The 17,600-nt window shown below is 70.2% G+C and carries 13 protein-coding genes and 1 tRNA gene; 6 read left to right on the top strand and 8 right to left on the bottom strand.

Translation table 11 applies throughout. The features are described 5' to 3' along the window. Window positions 1-19 precede the first annotated feature (19 nt). From KF708C_RS07285 to KF708C_RS07265, 5 genes are all read right to left on the bottom strand, one after another. Window positions 20-553, bottom strand: coding sequence for a chromate transporter (locus KF708C_RS07285; RefSeq protein ID WP_020200818.1), 534 nt, complete (start codon window positions 551-553; stop codon window positions 20-22). Next, on the bottom strand, window positions 550-1,215 hold the full coding sequence (locus KF708C_RS07280; RefSeq protein WP_059411326.1) for a chromate transporter: 666 nt from the start codon (window positions 1,213-1,215) through the stop codon (window positions 550-552). The genes KF708C_RS07285 and KF708C_RS07280 overlap by 4 nt, the downstream gene beginning before the upstream one ends. Before the next feature lie 225 nt (window positions 1,216-1,440). Then, the gene (parC, locus tag KF708C_RS07275) at window positions 1,441-3,789 is read right to left on the bottom strand and encodes a DNA topoisomerase IV subunit A (RefSeq protein ID WP_059411325.1); all 2,349 of its coding nucleotides are present in this window, start codon (window positions 3,787-3,789) and stop codon (window positions 1,441-1,443) included. Window positions 3,790-3,876: 87 nt separating this feature from the next. Next, on the bottom strand, window positions 3,877-4,677 hold the full coding sequence (locus KF708C_RS07270; protein ID WP_059411324.1) for a lytic transglycosylase domain-containing protein: 801 nt from the start codon (window positions 4,675-4,677) through the stop codon (window positions 3,877-3,879). 39 nt (window positions 4,678-4,716) lie between these two features. Beyond that, window positions 4,717-6,708 (bottom strand): DNA topoisomerase IV subunit B, encoded by a 1,992-nt coding sequence (locus KF708C_RS07265; protein ID WP_020200822.1) that lies wholly within the window; start codon window positions 6,706-6,708, stop codon window positions 4,717-4,719. 315 nt (window positions 6,709-7,023) lie between these two features. Here KF708C_RS07265 and KF708C_RS07260 point away from each other — a divergent pair, with 315 nt between their 5' ends. Both KF708C_RS07260 and KF708C_RS36875 read left to right on the top strand, forming a co-directional pair. Then, on the top strand, window positions 7,024-8,259 hold the full coding sequence (locus KF708C_RS07260) for an MFS transporter (protein ID WP_059411323.1): 1,236 nt from the start codon (window positions 7,024-7,026) through the stop codon (window positions 8,257-8,259). After that, window positions 8,259-8,393 carry a hypothetical protein gene (locus KF708C_RS36875; RefSeq protein ID WP_020200824.1) on the top strand — a complete coding sequence of 45 codons (135 nt, stop codon included), beginning with the start codon at window positions 8,259-8,261 and terminating at the stop codon, window positions 8,391-8,393. Before KF708C_RS07260 ends, KF708C_RS36875 begins: the two co-directional genes overlap by 1 nt. A gap of 16 nt (window positions 8,394-8,409) precedes the next feature. On the opposite strand, the gene KF708C_RS07255 is transcribed toward KF708C_RS36875, so the two are convergent. Beyond that, window positions 8,410-10,326 carry an ATP-binding cassette domain-containing protein gene (locus KF708C_RS07255; protein WP_059411383.1) on the bottom strand — a complete coding sequence of 639 codons (1,917 nt, stop codon included), beginning with the start codon at window positions 10,324-10,326 and terminating at the stop codon, window positions 8,410-8,412. A 752-nt stretch (window positions 10,327-11,078) separates the two neighbouring features. Here KF708C_RS07255 and KF708C_RS07250 point away from each other — a divergent pair. Beyond that, window positions 11,079-11,978, top strand: a complete 900-nt coding sequence (locus tag KF708C_RS07250) for an amino acid ABC transporter substrate-binding protein (protein ID WP_059411382.1) — start codon at window positions 11,079-11,081, stop codon at window positions 11,976-11,978. A 231-nt stretch (window positions 11,979-12,209) separates the two neighbouring features. Continuing rightward, complete coding sequence (locus KF708C_RS07245) at window positions 12,210-13,403, top strand: benzoate/H(+) symporter BenE family transporter (RefSeq protein WP_059411322.1); 1,194 nt, start codon at window positions 12,210-12,212, stop codon at window positions 13,401-13,403. A gap of 4 nt (window positions 13,404-13,407) precedes the next feature. Here the strand turns inward: KF708C_RS07245 and KF708C_RS07240 are convergent, their stop codons facing one another. Next, a complete protein-coding gene (locus tag KF708C_RS07240; protein WP_059411321.1) occupies window positions 13,408-13,902 on the bottom strand; it encodes a hypothetical protein in 495 nt (164 codons plus the stop codon). A 267-nt stretch (window positions 13,903-14,169) separates the two neighbouring features. On the opposite strand from KF708C_RS07240, the gene KF708C_RS07235 reads away from it, so the two are divergent. Beyond that, window positions 14,170-14,502, top strand: a complete 333-nt coding sequence (locus tag KF708C_RS07235) for a DMT family transporter (protein ID WP_059411320.1) — start codon at window positions 14,170-14,172, stop codon at window positions 14,500-14,502. Window positions 14,503-14,561: 59 nt separating this feature from the next. Here KF708C_RS07235 and KF708C_RS07230 read toward each other — a convergent pair. Further along, window positions 14,562-14,636, bottom strand: a tRNA-Arg gene (locus KF708C_RS07230). 938 nt (window positions 14,637-15,574) lie between these two features. Between KF708C_RS07230 and KF708C_RS07225 the strand changes: the two genes are divergently transcribed. Continuing rightward, on the top strand, window positions 15,575-17,527 hold the full coding sequence (locus KF708C_RS07225) for a DEAD/DEAH box helicase (RefSeq protein WP_059411319.1): 1,953 nt from the start codon (window positions 15,575-15,577) through the stop codon (window positions 17,525-17,527). The last annotated feature ends 73 nt before the right edge of the window (window positions 17,528-17,600 follow it).

Here is a 17,600-nt window from a genome sequence, read left to right as displayed (position 1 = left end):
ACCGCGCCGAACCAGCCCGCTAGACCAGCCCGAGCAGCCCCGCGCCCGCGCCCAGCGCCACCAGCATCAGCGGGTGCACGCGCGTCTTGAGCATCAGGAAGATGGTCAGCAGCGTCACCGCCACCGCGCTCCAGCGGTGGTCCACGCTGGCCGCCAGCACCCAGCCCGACGAGCACAGCAGGCCGATGGTCAGCGTGGCCAGGCCGCGCCGGATCAGGCCCGGCCAGCGCGCCTGCGGCGCGCGCCCGGCGAAATACTCGAAGCCCAGCGCGATCAGGCTGGACGGCCCGCAGATGGCGATCATGCCGGCGATGGCGCCGGCCGGCCCGCCGATCTGCCAGCCGAACAGCGCCACGAACAGCACGTTGGGCCCGGGCGAGGCCTGGGAAATCGCATACATGGCGGAGAACTGCGCGTCGCTCATCCAGCCGTGCGCCTCCACCAGGAAGCGGTGCATGTCGGGGATGGTGGTGGCGGCGCCGCCGATCGACAGGAAGGACAGCAGCAGGAAGTGGGTGAAGAAGCTGCCGAGCACGGTGGGATGGTGGTTCATGCGCGCGGCTCCCCGGCGGCGCCGTCGGTTCCGGGCGGCTGCGCCGGCGCGGGCGGCGCCTGCGGCGCGGCGGCCTCGGCCGCCAGCCGCAGCGCCTGCCCCTCGGCGCGCCATTCGAGCAGCAGGCCGAGCGGCACCAGCACCGCCATCACCGGCACCAGCGGCCAGCGCAGCAGGCCGATGGCGGCGAACGCCGCGACGCCGACCAGCAGGCCGCGCACGGTCGGCGACTGGCTCTGCGCCAGCCTGAAGCCGGTGGACAGCATCAGCCCGGCGGAGACCGCCGTCATGCCGGCCAGCATGCGCTGCACCGCAGCCACGTCGCGGTAGTGCTCGTACAGCAGCATGGCCGACAGCACCACCACCATCGGCACCATCACCAGCCCGGCGAACGCGGCCAGCGCGCCGCGCAGGCCGGCGAAGCGCAGGCCCATCATCAGCGCCACGTTGATCACGTTGGGGCCGGGCAGCACCTGCCCCATGCTGAGCAGCTCGACGAACTCGCGGTCGTCGAGCCAGCGGTTGCGCTCCACCACCGCGCGCCGCACGAACGGCAGCACGCCGCCGAAGCCGGACAGGCCCATGCGGGCGAACTCGATGAACAGGTGGCGGGGCGTGGGAAGCGGCGCGAGGGCGGCGCGCGGGGGCGGGGGAACTGGCATGTCTCGGACCAGGCAGCAAAGCGGAGAATCGGAGGGTTCTCCCCGCGCCCAGGCAACGGGCGCGGGGCCGGGGGAGAAGGCCGGGCGCTGGCGGACCGCTCGGACGCGGACTTCGTGGCGCCGCCGGCCCTCTCCCCCTGCCCCTCTCCCGCGAGCGGGAGAGGGGAACTGCAGGAACTGCGGGAACTGCGGGAACTGCGGGAACTACATGCAACGGGCCGGCGCTCAGCCGCCGGCGGGCGGCTCGACCTTCACCGGGTCGATGCGCGGGTCCTTGAGCCTGGCCTCGAGCACGCGGCCCTTGCGGGCGCGCTTGCCGATGTACTGCATCAGGTTCTGCCCGGCCAGCTTCTGCGAGGCCGGCTTGCCGCCGCGCCCGGCGCCGGACAGCACCAGCCCCGGCGCGCCCACGGCGATGGCCTGCTGCAGCGTTTCCTTGGGCTCAAGCTCCATCAGGATCACGCCGCGGCCGCCGGCCGAGAGCGACTTGATCTCGTCGAGCGCCACCAGCAGCAGGCGGCCGTTGGCGGACAGGCAGGCCACGTGCGTGGCTTCCTCGCCGAGCGGCGCCGGCTCCAGCGGCGCGTCGCCCTCGTCCAGCGTGAGGTAGGCGCGGCCGCCCTTCTGGCGGCTGACCATGTCGCCGACCCTGGTCTGGAAGCCGTTGCCGCCGCGCGTGGCGAGCAGCATGCGCTGGTCGAGCCCGCCGGCGAAGCTGTGGGCGATCTGCGTGCCCGCCTGCAGCTCGATCAGCGTGGTCACGGGCACGCCGTCGCCGCGTCCGCCGGGCAGGCCGGCCACCGGCACGGTGTAGACGCGGCCGTTGGTGCCGAACACCAGCATCACGTCGACGGTGCGGCACTCGAAGGTGCCGTACAGCGCGTCGCCGGCCTTGAAGGTGAACTGCTGCGCGTCGTGGCCGTGGCCCTGGCGCGTGCGCACCCAGCCCTTCTGCGACATCACCACGGTGACGGGCTCGTCCACCACGCGCACCTCGGCCGCGGCGCGGCGCTCTTCCTGGATCAGCGTGCGGCGCGGGTCCTTGTCCTCGGGGCTGAACTGCCTGGCGTCGGTCTCGATCTCCTTGATGATGCGCCGGCGCATCATGGTCTCGGACTTGAGCAGCACGTCGAGGTCGGCCTGTTCCTCGCGCAGCTCCTGCAGCTCCTTCTCGATGCGCAGCGCTTCGAGCCGGGCCAGCTGGCGCAGGCGGATTTCCAGGATGTCCTCGGCCTGGCGGTCGGACAGGCCGAAGGCCTGCATCAGCGCCGGCTTGGGCTCGTCGCTCTCGCGGATGATGCGGATCACCTCGTCGATGTTGAGCAGCACCAGCATGCGGCCTTCGAGGATGTGGATGCGGTCCTCGACCTTGCCCAGGCGGTGGCGCGTGCGGCGCGTGACGGTGTCGAAGCGGAACGCGATCCACTCGCGCAGGATCTCCGGCAGGCCCTTCTGGCGCGGCCGGCCGTCGGTGCCGATCATCACCAGGTTGATCGACGCGCCCGACTCCAGGCTGGTGTGCGCGAGCAGCGTCTGGATGAATTCCTGCTGCTCGATGTTCTTGCTCTTGGGCTCGAACACCAGCCGCACCGGCGCGTCCTTGCCGGACTCGTCGCGCACCGCGTCGAGCACGGCCAGCATGCCCTGCTTGAGCTGCAGCTGCTCGGGCGTGAGCGACTTCTTTCCGGCGCGCACCTTGGGGTTGGTGATCTCCTCGATTTCCTCGAGCACCTTCTGCGCCGAGGTGCTCGGCGGCAGTTCGGTCACCACCAGTTGCCACTGGCCGCGCGCCATGTCCTCGATGATCCAGCGCGCGCGCACCTTGAGGCTGCCGCGCCCGCTTTCGTAGATCTGCGCGATGTCCGCCGCCGGCGAGATGATCTGGCCGCCGCCCGGATAGTCGGGCCCGGGCATCAGCGCCAGCAGCTCGGCCAGCGTGATGTCGGGGTTGCGGATCATCGCCACGGTGGCCGCGGCGACCTCGCGCAGGTTGTGCGGCGGCACCTCGGTGGCCATGCCCACGGCAATGCCCGAGGCGCCGTTGAGCAGCACCAGCGGCAGCCGCGCGGGCATCAGCCTGGGCTCCTCCATCGAGCCATCGTAGTTGGGGATGAAATCCACCGTGCCCTGGTCGATCTCGTCGAGCAGCAGGCGCGCGATCGGCGTGAGGCGCGCCTCGGTGTAGCGCATGGCCGCAGCGCCGTCGCCGTCGCGCGAGCCGAAGTTGCCCTGGCCGTCGATCAGCGGGTAGCGCAGCGAGAAGTCCTGCGCCAGGCGCACCAGCGCGTCGTAGGCGGACTGGTCGCCGTGCGGATGGTACTTGCCGAGCACGTCGCCCACCACGCGCGCGGACTTGACCGGCTTGGCGTCGGCGCGCAGGCCCATCTCGTGCATGGCGAACAGGATGCGGCGCTGCACCGGCTTCTGGCCGTCGGCCACTTCCGGCAGCGCGCGCCCCTTGACCACGCTGATGGCGTAGTCGAGGTAGGCGCGCTCGGCGTAGTGCGCCAGCGTCAGCGAGTCGGCGCCGCCATCGGGCGCACCTGGGTCAAACAGAGAGTCTTGTTGTTCCATGGATTGGCAAGAAGACGGCGCGCCTGTCTGCTGCGTGGCGTGCCGGTTGCATGTTGTGCGCGATCGTTCGGGTTGTGCGTGCGGCGGTCAGGGCATGTTGCGGCGCCCGCCTATCACCATCTTCACGCGGCTCACGCCGCCGCCGGCCACGGCGGGCGGCATGCCGCCCGGCCGGTAGAAACGGTAGAACTGCAGCACCGTGCTGACATATTGCCGGGTCTCCGGAAACGGCGGGATCGCGTTGTTGTAGCGCTGCACCGCGCCCTCGCCCGCGTTGTACGCGGCCAGCACCAGTTCCAGGTTGCCGGGGAACAGCTCCATCAGCCAGCGCAGGTAGCGCACGCCGGCCGAGATGTTGATGCGCGGGTCGGCCAGCTTCTGCTCCACCGTGCGGCGCGCGTCGGCGGCCACGCCGAAGCGCGCGCCGGTGTCGGGGATCACCTGCATCAGCCCGATCGCGCCCTTGGGCGAGACCGCGCCGGGATTGAAGCCCGACTCCACCGCCATCACCGCCTTGACCAGCGCCGGGTCCACGTTCTGCGCCTGCGCCACCTGGCGGATGATGGGCTCGACCGTGGCGATGTTCGGGTGGTTGACGACGTAGCGGTAGAGCTTGTGCGTCTCCAGGTCGAGCGCGCCGGCCGCGCCGGCGGTGTCGGCCGCGCCCGCGCGGCCCAGCGACGGGCTGCGCAGCTCGCCGCCGTTCTTCATGAACAGCGTGTAGCGCTCGTCGAGCTTCTCGTCGGAGAAATGCGCCACGCCGTCGTCGTCGATGTAGCCGTACAGCGCCGCGTTGGCCGCCGGGGCGCACGCCAGGCCGGCCAGCAGCAGGCCGGCGGCGAGCCATCGCCGCCATGCGCTGTGGTCAGGTCTGCTTGTCTTCGCCATCGGCTTTCCTCGCGTCTTGCTGGTCTCGAACGGGCCGCGTCAGATGTCGGCCACCACCTCGTTGCCGCGCTCCTCGAGCCAGGTGCGCCGCTGCGCCGCCTCGCCCTTGCCCATCAGCATGTTCATCACGCCCACGGTCTGCGGCAGGTCGAAGTTGCCCAGCGCCACCGGCAGCAGGCGGCGCGTGTCCGGGTTCATGGTGGTTTCCCACAGTTGCTCGGCGTTCATCTCGCCCAGGCCCTTGAAGCGGGAGATCTGCCAGGTGTTTTCCTTGACGCCGTCCTTGAGCAGCTTGTCCTGGATCGCCAGCAGCTCGCCGTCGTCGAGCGCGTAGAGCTTCTGCGCCGGCTTCTTGCCGCGCGCCGGCGCGTCCACGCGGTACAGCGGCGGACGCGCCACGCACACGTTGCCGTTGTCGATCAGCCTGGGGAAGTGGCGGAAGAACAGCGTCAGCAGCAGCACCTGGATGTGCGCGCCGTCCACGTCCGCGTCGGACAGGATGCAGATCTTGCCATAGCGCAGGTTGGACAGGTCGGGCTCGTCGCCGGGGCCGTGCGGGTCCACGCCGATCGCCACCGCGATGTCGTGCACCTCGTTGTTGGCGAACAGGCGGTCGCGCTCGGTCTCCCAGGTGTTGAGCACCTTGCCGCGCAGCGGCAGGATGGCCTGGAATTCCTTGTCGCGCCCCATCTTGGCCGAGCCGCCGGCGGAGTCGCCCTCGACCAGGAACAGCTCGTTGCGGGTGACGTCGGTGGATTCGCAGTCGGTCAGCTTGCCGGGCAGCACGGCCACGCCCGAGCCCTTCTTCTTCTCCACCTTCTGCGCGGCGCGCGTGCGCGCCTGCGCCTGGCGGATCACCAGCTCGGCCAGCTTCTTGCCGTACTCGACATGGTGGTTGAGCCACAGCTCCAGCGCGGGACGGCTGAAGGTGGACACCAGGCGCACCGCGTCGCGGCTGTTCAGGCGCTCCTTGATCTGGCCCTGGAACTGCGGGTCCAGCACCTTGGCCGACAGCACGAACGAGGCGCGCGCGAACACGTCCTCGCTCATCAGCTTGACGCCCTTGGGCTGCAGCGCGTGCATCTCGATGAAGCTCTTGACGGCCTGGAACAGGCCTTCGCGCAGGCCAGACTCGTGCGTGCCGCCGGCCGGCGTGGGAATCAGGTTGACGTAGGACTCGCGCACCGGCGCGCCGTCCTCGGTCCAGGCCACCACCCACGAGGCGCCCTCGCCTTCGGCGAAGCCTTCTTCGGCCGGGTTGGCGTCGGGGTCGGCGAAATGCTCGCCTTCGAACATCGGCACCACCAGCTCGGCGCCGCTGCCCTGCGCCAGCGCTTCCACCAGGTAGCCCTTGAGGCCCTGGTCGTACTGCCAGGTCTGGCGCTCGCCGTTCTTCTCGTTGAGCAGCGTGACCTTCACGCCCGGCAGCAGCACGGCCTTGCTGCGCAGCAGGCGCTGCAGCTCGGCCAGCGGAATGGTGGCGGAGTCGAAATACTTGGCGTCCGGCCACACCTGCACGCGCGTGCCGTTCTTCTTCTCGCCGCGCTCGAGCTTGCGCGTGGCCAGCGGCACGGTGACGTCGCCGCCGGAGAAGGTCAGCGTGGCATGGCTGCCGTCGCGCCAGACCGCCACGTCCAGGCGCGTGGACAGCGCGTTGGTGACCGACACGCCCACGCCGTGCAGGCCGCCCGAGAACGCGTAGGCGCCGCCCTTGCCCTTGTCGAACTTGCCGCCCGCGTGCAGCCGCGTGAAGACGATCTCCACCACCGGCACCTTCTCTTCCGGATGGATGCCCACCGGGATGCCGCGGCCGTCGTCCTCCACGCTGACGCTGCCGTCGCGGTGCAGCGTCACCATGATTTCGGAGCCATGCCCGCCGAGGGCTTCGTCCGAGGCGTTGTCGATCACCTCCTGCACGATGTGCAGGGGGTTGTCGGTACGGGTGTACATGCCGGGCCGTTGCTTGACCGGCTCCAGGCCCTTGAGGACCCGGATGGAAGATTCGCTGTACTGACTGGTTTTGCTCGCCATGGAGTCGCTTGCTTAGTGGGATTCTCGGCCAGGCCCGGCGCGGCGGCGGTTGCCGCGCGCCAGCCAGGGTGGCCGGGCAGCCTGCATTGTAATGGAAGCGCGCGGCGCTCTCGCCGCCATTCGCATTGCCTGCGCGCCACCCGCCATCGTGACAGATAGAGCACATTAACGGCCGGCGCGGGCCCCGGCGCGAGGCGCGGATGCGGGTTAAACTTGCCCGCACCGCTTCGGTGCAGCCAGCGGCCCGGGACGAGGCCAGGCGCGCCGGCGGGACCAGACCAGAACAACACACCGCGCCAGGAGACGCACGCCAAGATGCAGCACACCACGCAGGACGCCGCGCGGCGGCAACCCCTTTCCCTCACTACCGTGCTGATCTGCGGCGGCCTGCTGGTCACGCTGTCGATGGGCATCCGGCACGGCTTCGGGCTGTTCAACCTGCCGATCACCCAGGCCCACGGCTGGGGCCGCGAGACCTTCGCCTTCGCGCTGGCGCTGCAGAACCTGATGTGGGGCCTGAGCCAGCCGTTCACCGGCGCGCTGGCCGACAAGTTCGGCGCGCTGCGCATCATGCTGGCCGGCGTGGCGCTCTACCTGGCCGGCCTGCTGGTGATGGCGCTGGCCGGCTCGGGCACCGCGTTCGCGTCGGGCGCCGGCGTGCTGATCGGCCTCGCCCAGTCGGGCACCACCTACAGCGTGGTGTACGGCGTGATCGGGCGCGTGGCCAGCGCCGAGAAGCGCGTCTGGGCGATGGGCATCGCCGCCGCCGCGGGCTCGTTCGGGCAGTTCCTGATGATCCCGGTCGAGCAGACGCTGATCTCCGCCGCCGGCTGGCAGAACGCGCTGTTCGTGCTGGCGGTGCTGGCCTGCCTGATGCTGCCGCTGGCCTTCAGCCTGCGCGAGCCGCGCGCCGCGGCGCATGCCGGCGGCTTCCAGCAGACCATCGACCAGGCCGTGCGCGAGGCCTTCGGCAACCGCAACTTCCAGCTGCTGACGCTGGGCTACTTCGTGTGCGGCTTCCAGGTGGTGTTCATCGGCGTGCACCTGGCGCCCTACCTCAAGGACCGCGGCCTGGCCGACCCGAAGATCGCCACCGTGGCGCTGGCGCTGATCGGTCTGTTCAACGTGTTCGGCACCTACAGCGCGGGCGCGCTGGGCCAGCGCATGCCCAAGCGCTACCTGCTGTCGGCCATCTACATCGCGCGCTCGGTGGTGATCGCCGCCTACCTGCTGCTGCCGCTCACCACCGCCAGCACCTGGGTGTTCGCCGCGCTGATGGGCTTCCTGTGGCTGTCCACGGTGCCGCTGACCAACGGCATCATCGCCCAGGTGTTCGGCGTGCAGTATCTGTCGATGCTGTCCGGCGTGGTGTTCTTCTCGCACCAGATCGGCAGCTTCCTGGGCGCGTGGCTGGGCGGCTTCCTCTACGACCGCACCGGCAGCTACGACACGGTGTGGCTGATCGCCATCGGGCTGGGCGTGATGGCCGCGCTGGTCAACCTGCCGATCCGCGAGCACGCCATCGCGCGCCCGCGGGCGGCGGCGGCGTGATGGCACGCGCGGCCGTCCTGCGCGCAACCGGCTTCGCGGCGGCCGCCGCGGTGCTGGCGCTGGCCTTCCTGGCCTACCTGCGGCCGGGCTTCATGGTGGACCTGACCAATATGGTGCTGGCGTGGTGCGGCTGAGGGCCGCGCGCGGCGCCTACTGCGCCTCGCCCTTGGTCTTGGCTTCCAGCACTTCCCAGCGCTCCAGCGCCGTGAGCAGCTCCATCTCGATCTCGTCGTGGCGGGTGCCGAGCAGCGCCGCCTTAGCCGGATCGCTGGCGTAGAGCGCGCCGTCCGCGAGCTGCCCGGCCACGGTCTTCTGCTCGGCCTCGAGCGCGGCGATGCGCTCGGGCAGGCCGTCCAGCTCGCGCTGCTCCTTGTACGACAGCTTGACGCGCGCCGGGGCGCGCGCCTCGCGCGGCCTGGCCGCCTCGGCGGGCTTGCGCTCGCCGGACTGCGCTTCCTGCATGGCGGCGCTGCGCTTCGACTGCACCTGCCAGTCGGAATAGCCGCCCACGTACTCGCGCCAGCGGCCGTCGCCCTCGGCGGCGATGGTCGACGTCACCACGTTGTCGAGGAAGGCGCGGTCGTGCGACACCAGGAACACGGTGCCGCTGTAGTCCTGCAGCAGTTCCTCGAGCAGCTCCAGCGTGTCGATGTCGAGGTCGTTGGTGGGCTCGTCGAGCACCAGCACGTTGGCCGGACGCGCGAACAGGCGCGCCAGCAGCAGGCGGTTGCGCTCGCCGCCGGACAGCGACTTGACCGGCGAGCGCGCGCGCTCGGGCGCGAACAGGAAGTCGCCCAGGTAGCTCATCACGTGCTTGCGCTGGCCGTTGATCTCGACCCAGTCGCTGCCCGGGCTGATGGTGTCGGCCAGCGAGCGCTCCAGGTCGAGCTGGGCGCGCATCTGGTCGAAATAGGCCACCTGCATGTTGCTGCCGTTCTTGACGGTGCCGCTGTCCGGCGCCAGCTCGCCCAGGATCAGGCGCAGCAGCGTGGTCTTGCCGGCGCCGTTGGGGCCGATCAGGCCGACCTTGTCGCCGCGCATGATGGTGCCGGTGAAATCGCGCACCACCACCTTGTCGCCGAAGGCCTTGCTGACGTCGGTCAGTTCCGCCACGATCTTGCCGGAGCGCTCGCCCTGCGACACCTCCAGCTTGACGTTGCCCTGCACGTCGCGCCGCGAGGCGCGCTCGCTGCGCATCGTCACCAGGCGCTGGATGCGCGCCACGCTGCGCGTGCGGCGCGCCTCCACGCCCTTGCGGATCCACACTTCCTCCTGCGCCAGCAGCTTGTCGAACTTGGCCTGCTCGACCTGCTCGGCGGCCAGCTGCTCGGCCTTGCGCGTCTGGTAGGCGGCGAAGTTGCCGGGGAAGGACACCAGCCGGCCGCGGTCGAGCTCGACGATGCGGGTGGCCACGCGGTCGAGGAAGGCGCGGTCGTGGGTGATCAGCAGCACGCTGCCGCGGAACGCCAGCAGCAGGTCTTCGAGCCAGCGGATGGCTTCCACGTCGAGGTGGTTGGTGGGCTCGTCGAGCAGCAGGATGTCGGGCTCGGCCACCAGCGCCTGCGCCAGCGCCACGCGCTTCTGCATGCCGCCCGAGAGCGAATCGACGCGCACGTCGGCCTGCAGGCCGAGCTGCGCCAGCGTGGTTTCCACGCGCGTGCGCACCTGCCAGGCGCCAGCGGCGTCGACCTCCGACTGCAGGCGGTGCAGCTCGGCCAGCGCGGCTTCGTCGTGGTGGTCGTCGAGCGCGGCCAGCGCCGCCTCGTAGGCGGCCAGCAGGTCGTGGACCTGGCCCAGGCCTTGCGAAACCGCGTCGAAGACGTGCTGGCCCGGCGCGAACTGCGGCTCCTGCGGCACATAGGCCGAGGTCACGCCGCTCTGGCGCGCGATCAGGCCGTCGTCCGGCGCCGACAGGCCGGCCACGATCTTGAGCAGCGAGGACTTGCCCGAGCCGTTGCGGCCGATCAGGCCGACGCGCTCGCCGGCTTCGAGCGAGAAGTCGGCATGGTCGAGCAAGGCCACATGCCCGAAGGCGAGCTGGGCGTCGGAAATCGAAAACAGGGCCATGAGCAGCAATACGAAAAGAAAGACAGAGGGGGAGGCAGGCGTGCCGGCGCGGGCGCGCCGGGGTGACTGGCGGCGCTGCCGGGCGCGCGGGCGCGGGCGCCGGCCTGCCGGGTAGCCGGCATTGTAGACCAGCGCGGCGGCGCGCCCGGTGGCATGCGCCGGCGGGCGGCCCCGGGGATGCCCGCCGGCGCGCGCGCAAAAAACGCGCGCGCAAAAAAGAAGGGCCCGCGCTGGCGCGGGCCCAAGAGTCTCTCCTCGGTGCCCTGCTCGCAAGGCACGAATGCAGGATAGCAAGGCCCCTCCCGGCGCTCCAGTCGGACAAATCCGTAAGGGAAAGCCCCGCCAAGGGAAAGCCCGGGGCATGTGCGGCGTCCGCGTGCGGGGTCCGCGGGCAAGGTTCGCCGCGGGTGCGCCGCGGCGCCGGCAGCCGCTTCCGGACCCCGTTTTGGTGCGCTGTTGCTCGCCGCGCAACACTCCGCGCGGCGCGTATTGTCGATCCGCATGCGGCCATGAAACAATGGCCGCCGGTCACGCAAGCCGCGGCACGACGGCAGCAACAGACGGCAGCAACAGACGGCAGCAACACAGAGAAGAACCGGCATAGAACCGGTGCGGGCGACCCAACGCCAACCAGTGCTTCTTCCAGCGAAAGCTGGTTCCAGTAGCTTTTTTGCACGGGGAATACCATGATCCATCCGCGTTCGCAGCAACCGCGCGACGCCCGGCCGGCGCGCGCGCCGGCCCGGGGCCGCATGCTGCCTCTCCTGCCCGTTCTTTTCCTGACGCTGTGCCTGGCCGGGGGCGCGCGCCCCGCGGCGGCCCAGTCCTCCGCCTCGCCGGTGCTGCAGCGCATCCAGCAGACCGGCGTGCTGCGCCTGGCGCACCGCGAAAGCTCGGTGCCGTTCTCGTTCGTGGCCGACGGCAAGCCCTACGGCTACGCCATCGACCTCTGCCTGCGCGTGGCCGACTCGCTGCGCACCGCGCTGAAGATGCCGGGCCTGAAGGTGGAATACGTGCCGGTCACGCCGGCCAACCGCATCGCCGCCATCGTCGACGGCAAGGCCGACCTCGAATGCGGCTCGACCACCAACACGCGCGAGCGGCGCGAGCAGGTGGCCTTCACCATCCCGCACTACATCGCCGGCATCCGCATGCTGGTCAGGACCGACTCCGGCATCCGCAAGCTTGCCGACCTGCGCGGCAAGACCCTGGTCTCCACCACCGGCACCACCTCGCTGGTGGTGATCCGCCAGATCAACGGCTCGGGCGCGATGCAGCTGAAGGTGGTGGAAGCCAAGGACCACGCCGAGGCCTTCGGCATGGTCGAGCAGGGCAAGGCCGACGCCTTCGTCATGGACGACGTGCTGCTCTACGGCCTGCGCGCCAACGCCAGGAACCCGGCCAGCTATACCGTCACCAACGAACTGCTGACGATCGAGCCGTACGCCATCATGCTGTCGCGCCACGACGCCGAGTTCAAGCGCCTGGTGGACAAGGCGATGGTCGACTCGATCTATTCGCAGGACACGCAGAAGCTCTACAAGAAATGGTTTCAGTCGCCGATCCCGCCGCAGGGGGTCAACCTGGACATACCGATGAGCTACCTGCTGCGCGACTCGTTCAAGTTCCCGAGCGACAAGGTGGCCGACTAGACGGCCCGCCGCGCCGCGCCGTGTGGCGTCACGTAGCGCCGGCGCCGCGCCGCGGACCCAAAAGGCGGGACTCGTGCGAAGATGGCGGCCCGGACGCTGGTTTCCCCGGCTGCTTCCGGCTGTTTCCAGCTATTTCCGGCTGTTTCCAGGCCTTCCCGGTCCGCTTTCCTGTTGCTGCCGCGCCACGCGGAGGTTCACCGACCTCGGCGCGCGCCGGCGGCATTGCTGCCCATGCCAACTATCGCCCCGCTGAAGTTCTCCGATCTTTCCATCTCCGCCCTGGTCGCCGGCCTGATCGCCATGCTGACCGGCTACACCAGCTCGCTGGTGCTGATGATCCAGGCCGGCCAGGCCGCGCACCTGTCGGACGCGCAGGTCGCCTCGTGGATCTGGGCGCTGTCGGTCGGCATGGGCGTGACCACCATCGGGCTGTCGCTGCTCACGCGCGTGCCCGTCGTCATCGCGTGGTCCACGCCCGGCGCCGCGCTGCTGATCGCCAGCCTGCCCGGCGTGCCCTACCCCGAGGCCATCGGCGCCTTCCTGATGGCGGCGCTGCTGATGACCGCGGCGGGCCTGACCGGCTGGTTCGACAAGCTCATGCGCGCGCTGCCGGCCAGCATCGCCTCCGCGCTGCTGGCCGGCATCCTGTTCCGCATCAGCGTCGACGTCTTCGTGCAGGCCCAGCAGCAGACCGTGCTGCTGCTGGTGATGTTCGCGCTCTACCTGCTCGGCAAGCGCTGGTGGCCGCGCTACGCGGTGCCGGGCGTGCTGGCCGGCGGCGTGGCGCTGGCCGGCGCGCTGGGCCAGCTGCATTTCGAGTCCTTCAACTTCGCGCTGGCCACGCCGGTATGGACCACGCCCGCGTTCTCGCTGCCGGCCTTCGTCAGCATCGCCGTGCCGCTGTTCATCGTCGCGCTGGCCTCGCAGAACGTGCCGGGGCTGGCGGTGCTGCGCGCGGACGGCTATCACGTGGCGGCATCGCCGCTGATCACCGTGACCGGCATCGCCTCCGCGCTGCTGGCGCCGTTCGGCTCGCACGGCATCAACCTCGCCGCGATCACCGCGGCGATCTGCACCGGCGCGCAGGCCGACCCCGACCGCAACCGCCGCTACACGGCGGCCGTGGTCTGCGGCATCGGCTACCTGGTGGCGGGGCTGCTGGCCGCCAGCATCGCGGCGCTGTTCGCCGCCTTTCCCAAGGCGCTGGTGGTGGCGGTGGCCGCCTTCGCCCTGCTCGGCTCCATCGCCAGCGGGCTGACCACGGCCATGCAGACCCCGGCCGAACGCGACGCGGCCCTGCTGACCTTCATGATCACCGCCTCCGGCATGACCCTGGCCGGGGTGGGCTCGGCCTTCTGGGGCGTGGTGGGCGGCATGCTGGCGCTGGTGGTGCTGCGCCCGCGCGCGGCGCCCGCGGGCGGCTGAGTCGTTACAACAGCAGGAAACCGATGTCGGCGGCGCCGATGCCCGACAGCGGCGCGCCCTTGCGGCGCTGGAAGAGAATGTGCTGCAGCACGCGGTCGCGGTGCTCGGCGAAGACGGTGGGATCGAAACGCAGCGCGGTCAGCGCGTAGTGCTCGGCCAGCAGCTTGTAGACCCGGTGGCGCACCATCAGCATCTCGCTCTCGGCGCGCAGCCGGCTGACCTCGCCGGCGTTGTCCTCCTCGAGCTGCCGCATGCCCACCACCACGCGCGCATGCATGCCGCGGTAGCGGTCCAGCTCGGTATGCGCCTTGCGCAGCTCCTCGCGCAGCGCGCGGACCTCCTGCTGCAGGCGCAGGTTGTGCTGCACGCCGCGCTGGATGCGGGACGCTTCCTCCAGCGCGACATCCGCCGCCGCGATCGTGTTCTGCCAGACCGCCTGCCCCGCCGCCACGCCATCCCCTTGCGGCCAGACGGTCTGCAACTCCTCGTCGCCTTTCATGGCGCTCCCCCTAGAGACTTCCCAACAACTCGCCCGCCGCCGGCTTTGTCATGCTGCCGGCTGGTCGGGCACTACCGCGATCCTGCAGACCCTCTAAGGGGCTTTATCAGCGATTGAAGGCCGCAAGTCATCGTCAAACAACCACCCATAAGAGGGGTATCAAAAACCCGGCACGCGCACCGGCCCTCGCCCTGCCGCCGGCCGGCGCGCGCCGCGCGTGTGGGAAAATACGCACCCGGCGTGCAGCCAATGCAGGAAACCCGACCGATGAACAGCTACGCCCTCCTGGCCCTCGCCATCATGGCCGAAGTCATTGCCACCAGCAGCCTCAAGGCCTCCGAGAACTTCACCCGCCTGTGGCCCAGCCTGCTGGTGGTGGCCGGCTACGTCGCCGCCTTCGTCCTGCTGATGCAGGTCATGAAGACCGTGCCGGTCGGCATCGCCTACGCCATCTGGTGCGGCGCCGGCATCGTGATGGTCACGCTGATCGCCAGCGTGCTGTACCGGCAGATCCCCGACCTCGCCGCATGGCTCGGCATCGGCCTGATCGTGGCGGGGGTGGCGGTGATCCAGTTGTTTTCGAAGACGGGGGCGCATTGAGCGGCGCGCGGGCTTGAATCGGTGGCATCCCCGCGGACCGCGTAGAACCAGCGTTGCGCTGGTCCCGCCGACAGGAATCGAACCTGTATCTAGCGCTTAGGAGGCGCTCGTTCTATCCATTGAACTACGGCGAGCGGATAGACCCCGCGGAAGCAAGCGCGGCGCCTGGACGGCGCCGCTCCGGGAGCAGGCCCGGAGTATATCAAAAACCGCACGGCGCAAGACGGGCGCGGCGTGGCGAAATGCGCGCCCGGAAACGAAAAAGCCCGCCAGTCTGCTGGCGGGCCGGTTGCGGACGGTCCGGACCTTCCTGGTCACATCGGCGTTATCCCGGCAAACAGTCGTGCACGCAGGATCCCCATGATTCCGCCCATGACGCGGACGTCCCTCCGGACCACCCGGAGAGGCGAAGGAATACTGGCAGTGACGCCGACTGCCGCGATACCAGCGGCGAGCAGCGCTTAAAGCAAGCGCCGCGGAAGGTCAGCGGTATGCTCGAGTCCGCTACCTTGCCGGGCTTCGGTGTGCCCGACGGATTCAGTATAGGCAGGCGACCGGCGGATGCAACTTCCCGGCGTGCGCGGCCGTACTCCGGCGGGAAGTGCCACGCGGCGCACCCGGCGCGCGCCGTCCACAGGGACGATTCCTATCGCAGCGCAACAAACTACTTTTCTTTCTGCTATAATCCGCGCCGTGAGTTCGCACTGTGAGTTGTGCAACCAGCCCGCCGCACCATCCGGCAGGCGATACGCCCCCCTCTCAAGCTCTGCTCCCCGGTCCGCCGGCTGGCCTGTTCCGAATGGCCAAGTGGTGATACCCGACAGAACGCATTTCTCACCGACGTCGCCTCGTCTCCGATCCTGTTGAACAGCTTATCTGAAGCTGTTTGCCTGCCAGGGATTGCGCGCCCGGCCTTGTGCCGATGCCGCCCTGCCTGCCGCCGTACTGTCAGCTGTGTCTGTCGTAACGGCCTCACCGATTGGCGCCGAAGCCTTTTTTAAGACTTTGCACTGCGCCCGCCCCTGTCCGCTCGTTCGGCATGGGGTGCCATGCATATACGTAAAACCACGACATGACCCAGCACGACATTCGTGCGGAGCACGATTTTGCCTCCGCCGCCGACGCATCGACCGAAACCGCAGCCGTCGCCGCCATCGCCACGCCCGCCGTCCAGGAACAAAGCCCGCTCGACAAGATCGACGCCATGCTCAATCCGGCAGCCGCGCCCGCCGCAGCCGCTGCGCCCGCGATCGCCGCCGACAACGGTTTCGCCAAGCTCGGCCTGGATGAAGCCATCCTGCGCGCCCTGGCCGAACTGAACTACACCGTCCCGACCCCGGTCCAGTCGCAGGCGATTCCCGCCTTCCTGGCCGGCCGCGACCTGCTGGTTTCCAGCCAGACCGGCTCGGGCAAGACCGGCGCCTTCATGCTGCCGGCGATCCAGCGCATCAGCGTCAAGCCCAGCCCGAACCGCCCGCGCGCCGACGAGCCCATCAAGCGCATGAAGGGCAAGCGTCCGCGCCCGTCGCCGGCGCAGCCCGCGCTGCTGGTGCTCACGCCCACGCGCGAACTGGCGCTGCAAGTGACCGAGGCCGCCGCCAAGTACGGCCGCCACCTGCGCCGCATCGTCTGCGCCAGCATCCTGGGCGGCATGCCCTACCCGAAGCAGCTCGCCGCGCTGTCGAAGATGCCGGACATCCTGGTGGCCACGCCGGGCCGCCTGCTCGACCACATCGAAGCCGGCCGCATCGACCTGTCCGCGCTGGACATGCTGGTGTTCGACGAAGCCGACCGCATGCTCGACATGGGCTTTGCCGATGACATCGACGCCATCGTCGCCGCCACCCCGGCCAGCCGCCAGACGCTGATGTTCTCGGCCACGCTGGACGGCCGCATCGCCCAGCTCGCCTCGCGCCAGCTGCGCGACCCGCAGCGCATCGAGATCGCCGCCGTGCGCGCCGACCAGAGCAATATCGAACAGCGCCTGCACTTCACCGACGACATGTCGCACAAGGAAAAGCTGCTCGACCACCTGCTGCGCGACGTCAGCCTCAAGCAGGCGATCGTCTTCACCGCCACCAAGCGCGACGCCGATTCGCTGGCCGAGCGCCTGTCGGACACCGGCTTCGCGGCCGGCGCGCTGCACGGCGACATGACCCAGGGCGCGCGCAACCGCACGCTCACCTCGCTGCGCCGCGGCAACCTGCGCATCCTGGTGGCCACCGACGTGGCCGCGCGCGGCATCGACGTGCCGGACATCACCCACGTGGTCAACTTCGACCTGCCCAAGCAGGCCGAGGACTACGTGCACCGCATCGGCCGCACCGGCCGCGCGGGCCGCTCGGGCGTCGCCATCAACCTGGTGAACCACGGCGACATGTTCCAGTGGAAGCGCATCGAGCGCTTCACCAACAACCGCATCGACGCCTCGGTGATCGAAGGCCTGGAGCCGCGCCGCTCGCCCAAGCCGCGCACCGGCTTCGGCGGCAAGCCGGGCGGTGACCGCGGCGGCTACCGTGGCAACAGCAACGGCGGCGGCTACCGTGGCGGCGACAACCGCACCTTCGGCGACCGCAAGTTCGGCGGCGGCGAAAGCCGCGGCTACGGCAACCGCGACGGCGCGCCGCGTCCGGCCGGCGACCGCCCGTTCGGCGACCGCGACGGCAACCGCGGCTTCGGCGACCGCGGCGGCTTCGGCTACCGTGGCCAGAGCAACGGCAACACCGGCGGCAATGGTGGCAACGGCGGCGGCAATGGCGGCCAGCGCAGCTTCGGCAACAACGAAGGCGGCTACCGCGGCGGCGACAACCGTGGCTTCGGCAACCGTGACGGCGCGGCCCCGCGCAGCTTCGGCGGCGGCGCCCCGGCCGGCAACGGCGGCGGCTACCGCGGCGGCGAAAGCCGCGGCTTCGGCAACCGCGAGGGCGCGGCGCGCAGCTTCGGCGACGGCAACCGCGATGGCAACCGCGGCGGCTTCGGCGGCCAGCGCAGCGGCAACGGCGGCCGTTCGCGTTTTGAGCGTTGATTCCGAGCGCTGATTTAGCGCGCTGATCGCAGGAGGGGCCGGTCGCTTGCACGCGGCCCCCTTCCCGCAAAAG

Origin of the sequence: Cupriavidus basilensis (assembly GCF_000876015.1) — a bacterium.
Taxonomy (GTDB): Bacteria; Pseudomonadota; Gammaproteobacteria; order Burkholderiales; family Burkholderiaceae; genus Cupriavidus; species Cupriavidus basilensis_B.
The sequence above is the reverse complement of the archived record's forward strand: the minus strand, read 5'-3'. Positions and strand labels throughout refer to the sequence as shown.

Coding starts and splice junctions, on each gene's coding strand:
- KF708C_RS07285 (WP_020200818.1), bottom strand. CDS start 553: ATGAACCACCATCCCACCGTGCTCGGCAGCTTCTTCACCCACTTCCTG.
- KF708C_RS07280 (WP_059411326.1), bottom strand. CDS start 1,215: ATGCCAGTTCCCCCGCCCCCGCGCGCCGCCCTCGCGCCGCTTCCCACG.
- parC (WP_059411325.1), bottom strand. CDS start 3,789: ATGGAACAACAAGACTCTCTGTTTGACCCAGGTGCGCCCGATGGCGGC.
- KF708C_RS07270 (WP_059411324.1), bottom strand. CDS start 4,677: ATGGCGAAGACAAGCAGACCTGACCACAGCGCATGGCGGCGATGGCTC.
- KF708C_RS07265 (WP_020200822.1), bottom strand. CDS start 6,708: ATGGCGAGCAAAACCAGTCAGTACAGCGAATCTTCCATCCGGGTCCTC.
- KF708C_RS07260 (WP_059411323.1), top strand. CDS start 7,024: ATGCAGCACACCACGCAGGACGCCGCGCGGCGGCAACCCCTTTCCCTC.
- KF708C_RS36875 (WP_020200824.1), top strand. CDS start 8,259: ATGGCACGCGCGGCCGTCCTGCGCGCAACCGGCTTCGCGGCGGCCGCC.
- KF708C_RS07255 (WP_059411383.1), bottom strand. CDS start 10,326: ATGGCCCTGTTTTCGATTTCCGACGCCCAGCTCGCCTTCGGGCATGTG.
- KF708C_RS07250 (WP_059411382.1), top strand. CDS start 11,079: ATGCTGCCTCTCCTGCCCGTTCTTTTCCTGACGCTGTGCCTGGCCGGG.
- KF708C_RS07245 (WP_059411322.1), top strand. CDS start 12,210: ATGCCAACTATCGCCCCGCTGAAGTTCTCCGATCTTTCCATCTCCGCC.
- KF708C_RS07240 (WP_059411321.1), bottom strand. CDS start 13,902: ATGAAAGGCGACGAGGAGTTGCAGACCGTCTGGCCGCAAGGGGATGGC.
- KF708C_RS07235 (WP_059411320.1), top strand. CDS start 14,170: ATGAACAGCTACGCCCTCCTGGCCCTCGCCATCATGGCCGAAGTCATT.
- KF708C_RS07225 (WP_059411319.1), top strand. CDS start 15,575: ATGACCCAGCACGACATTCGTGCGGAGCACGATTTTGCCTCCGCCGCC.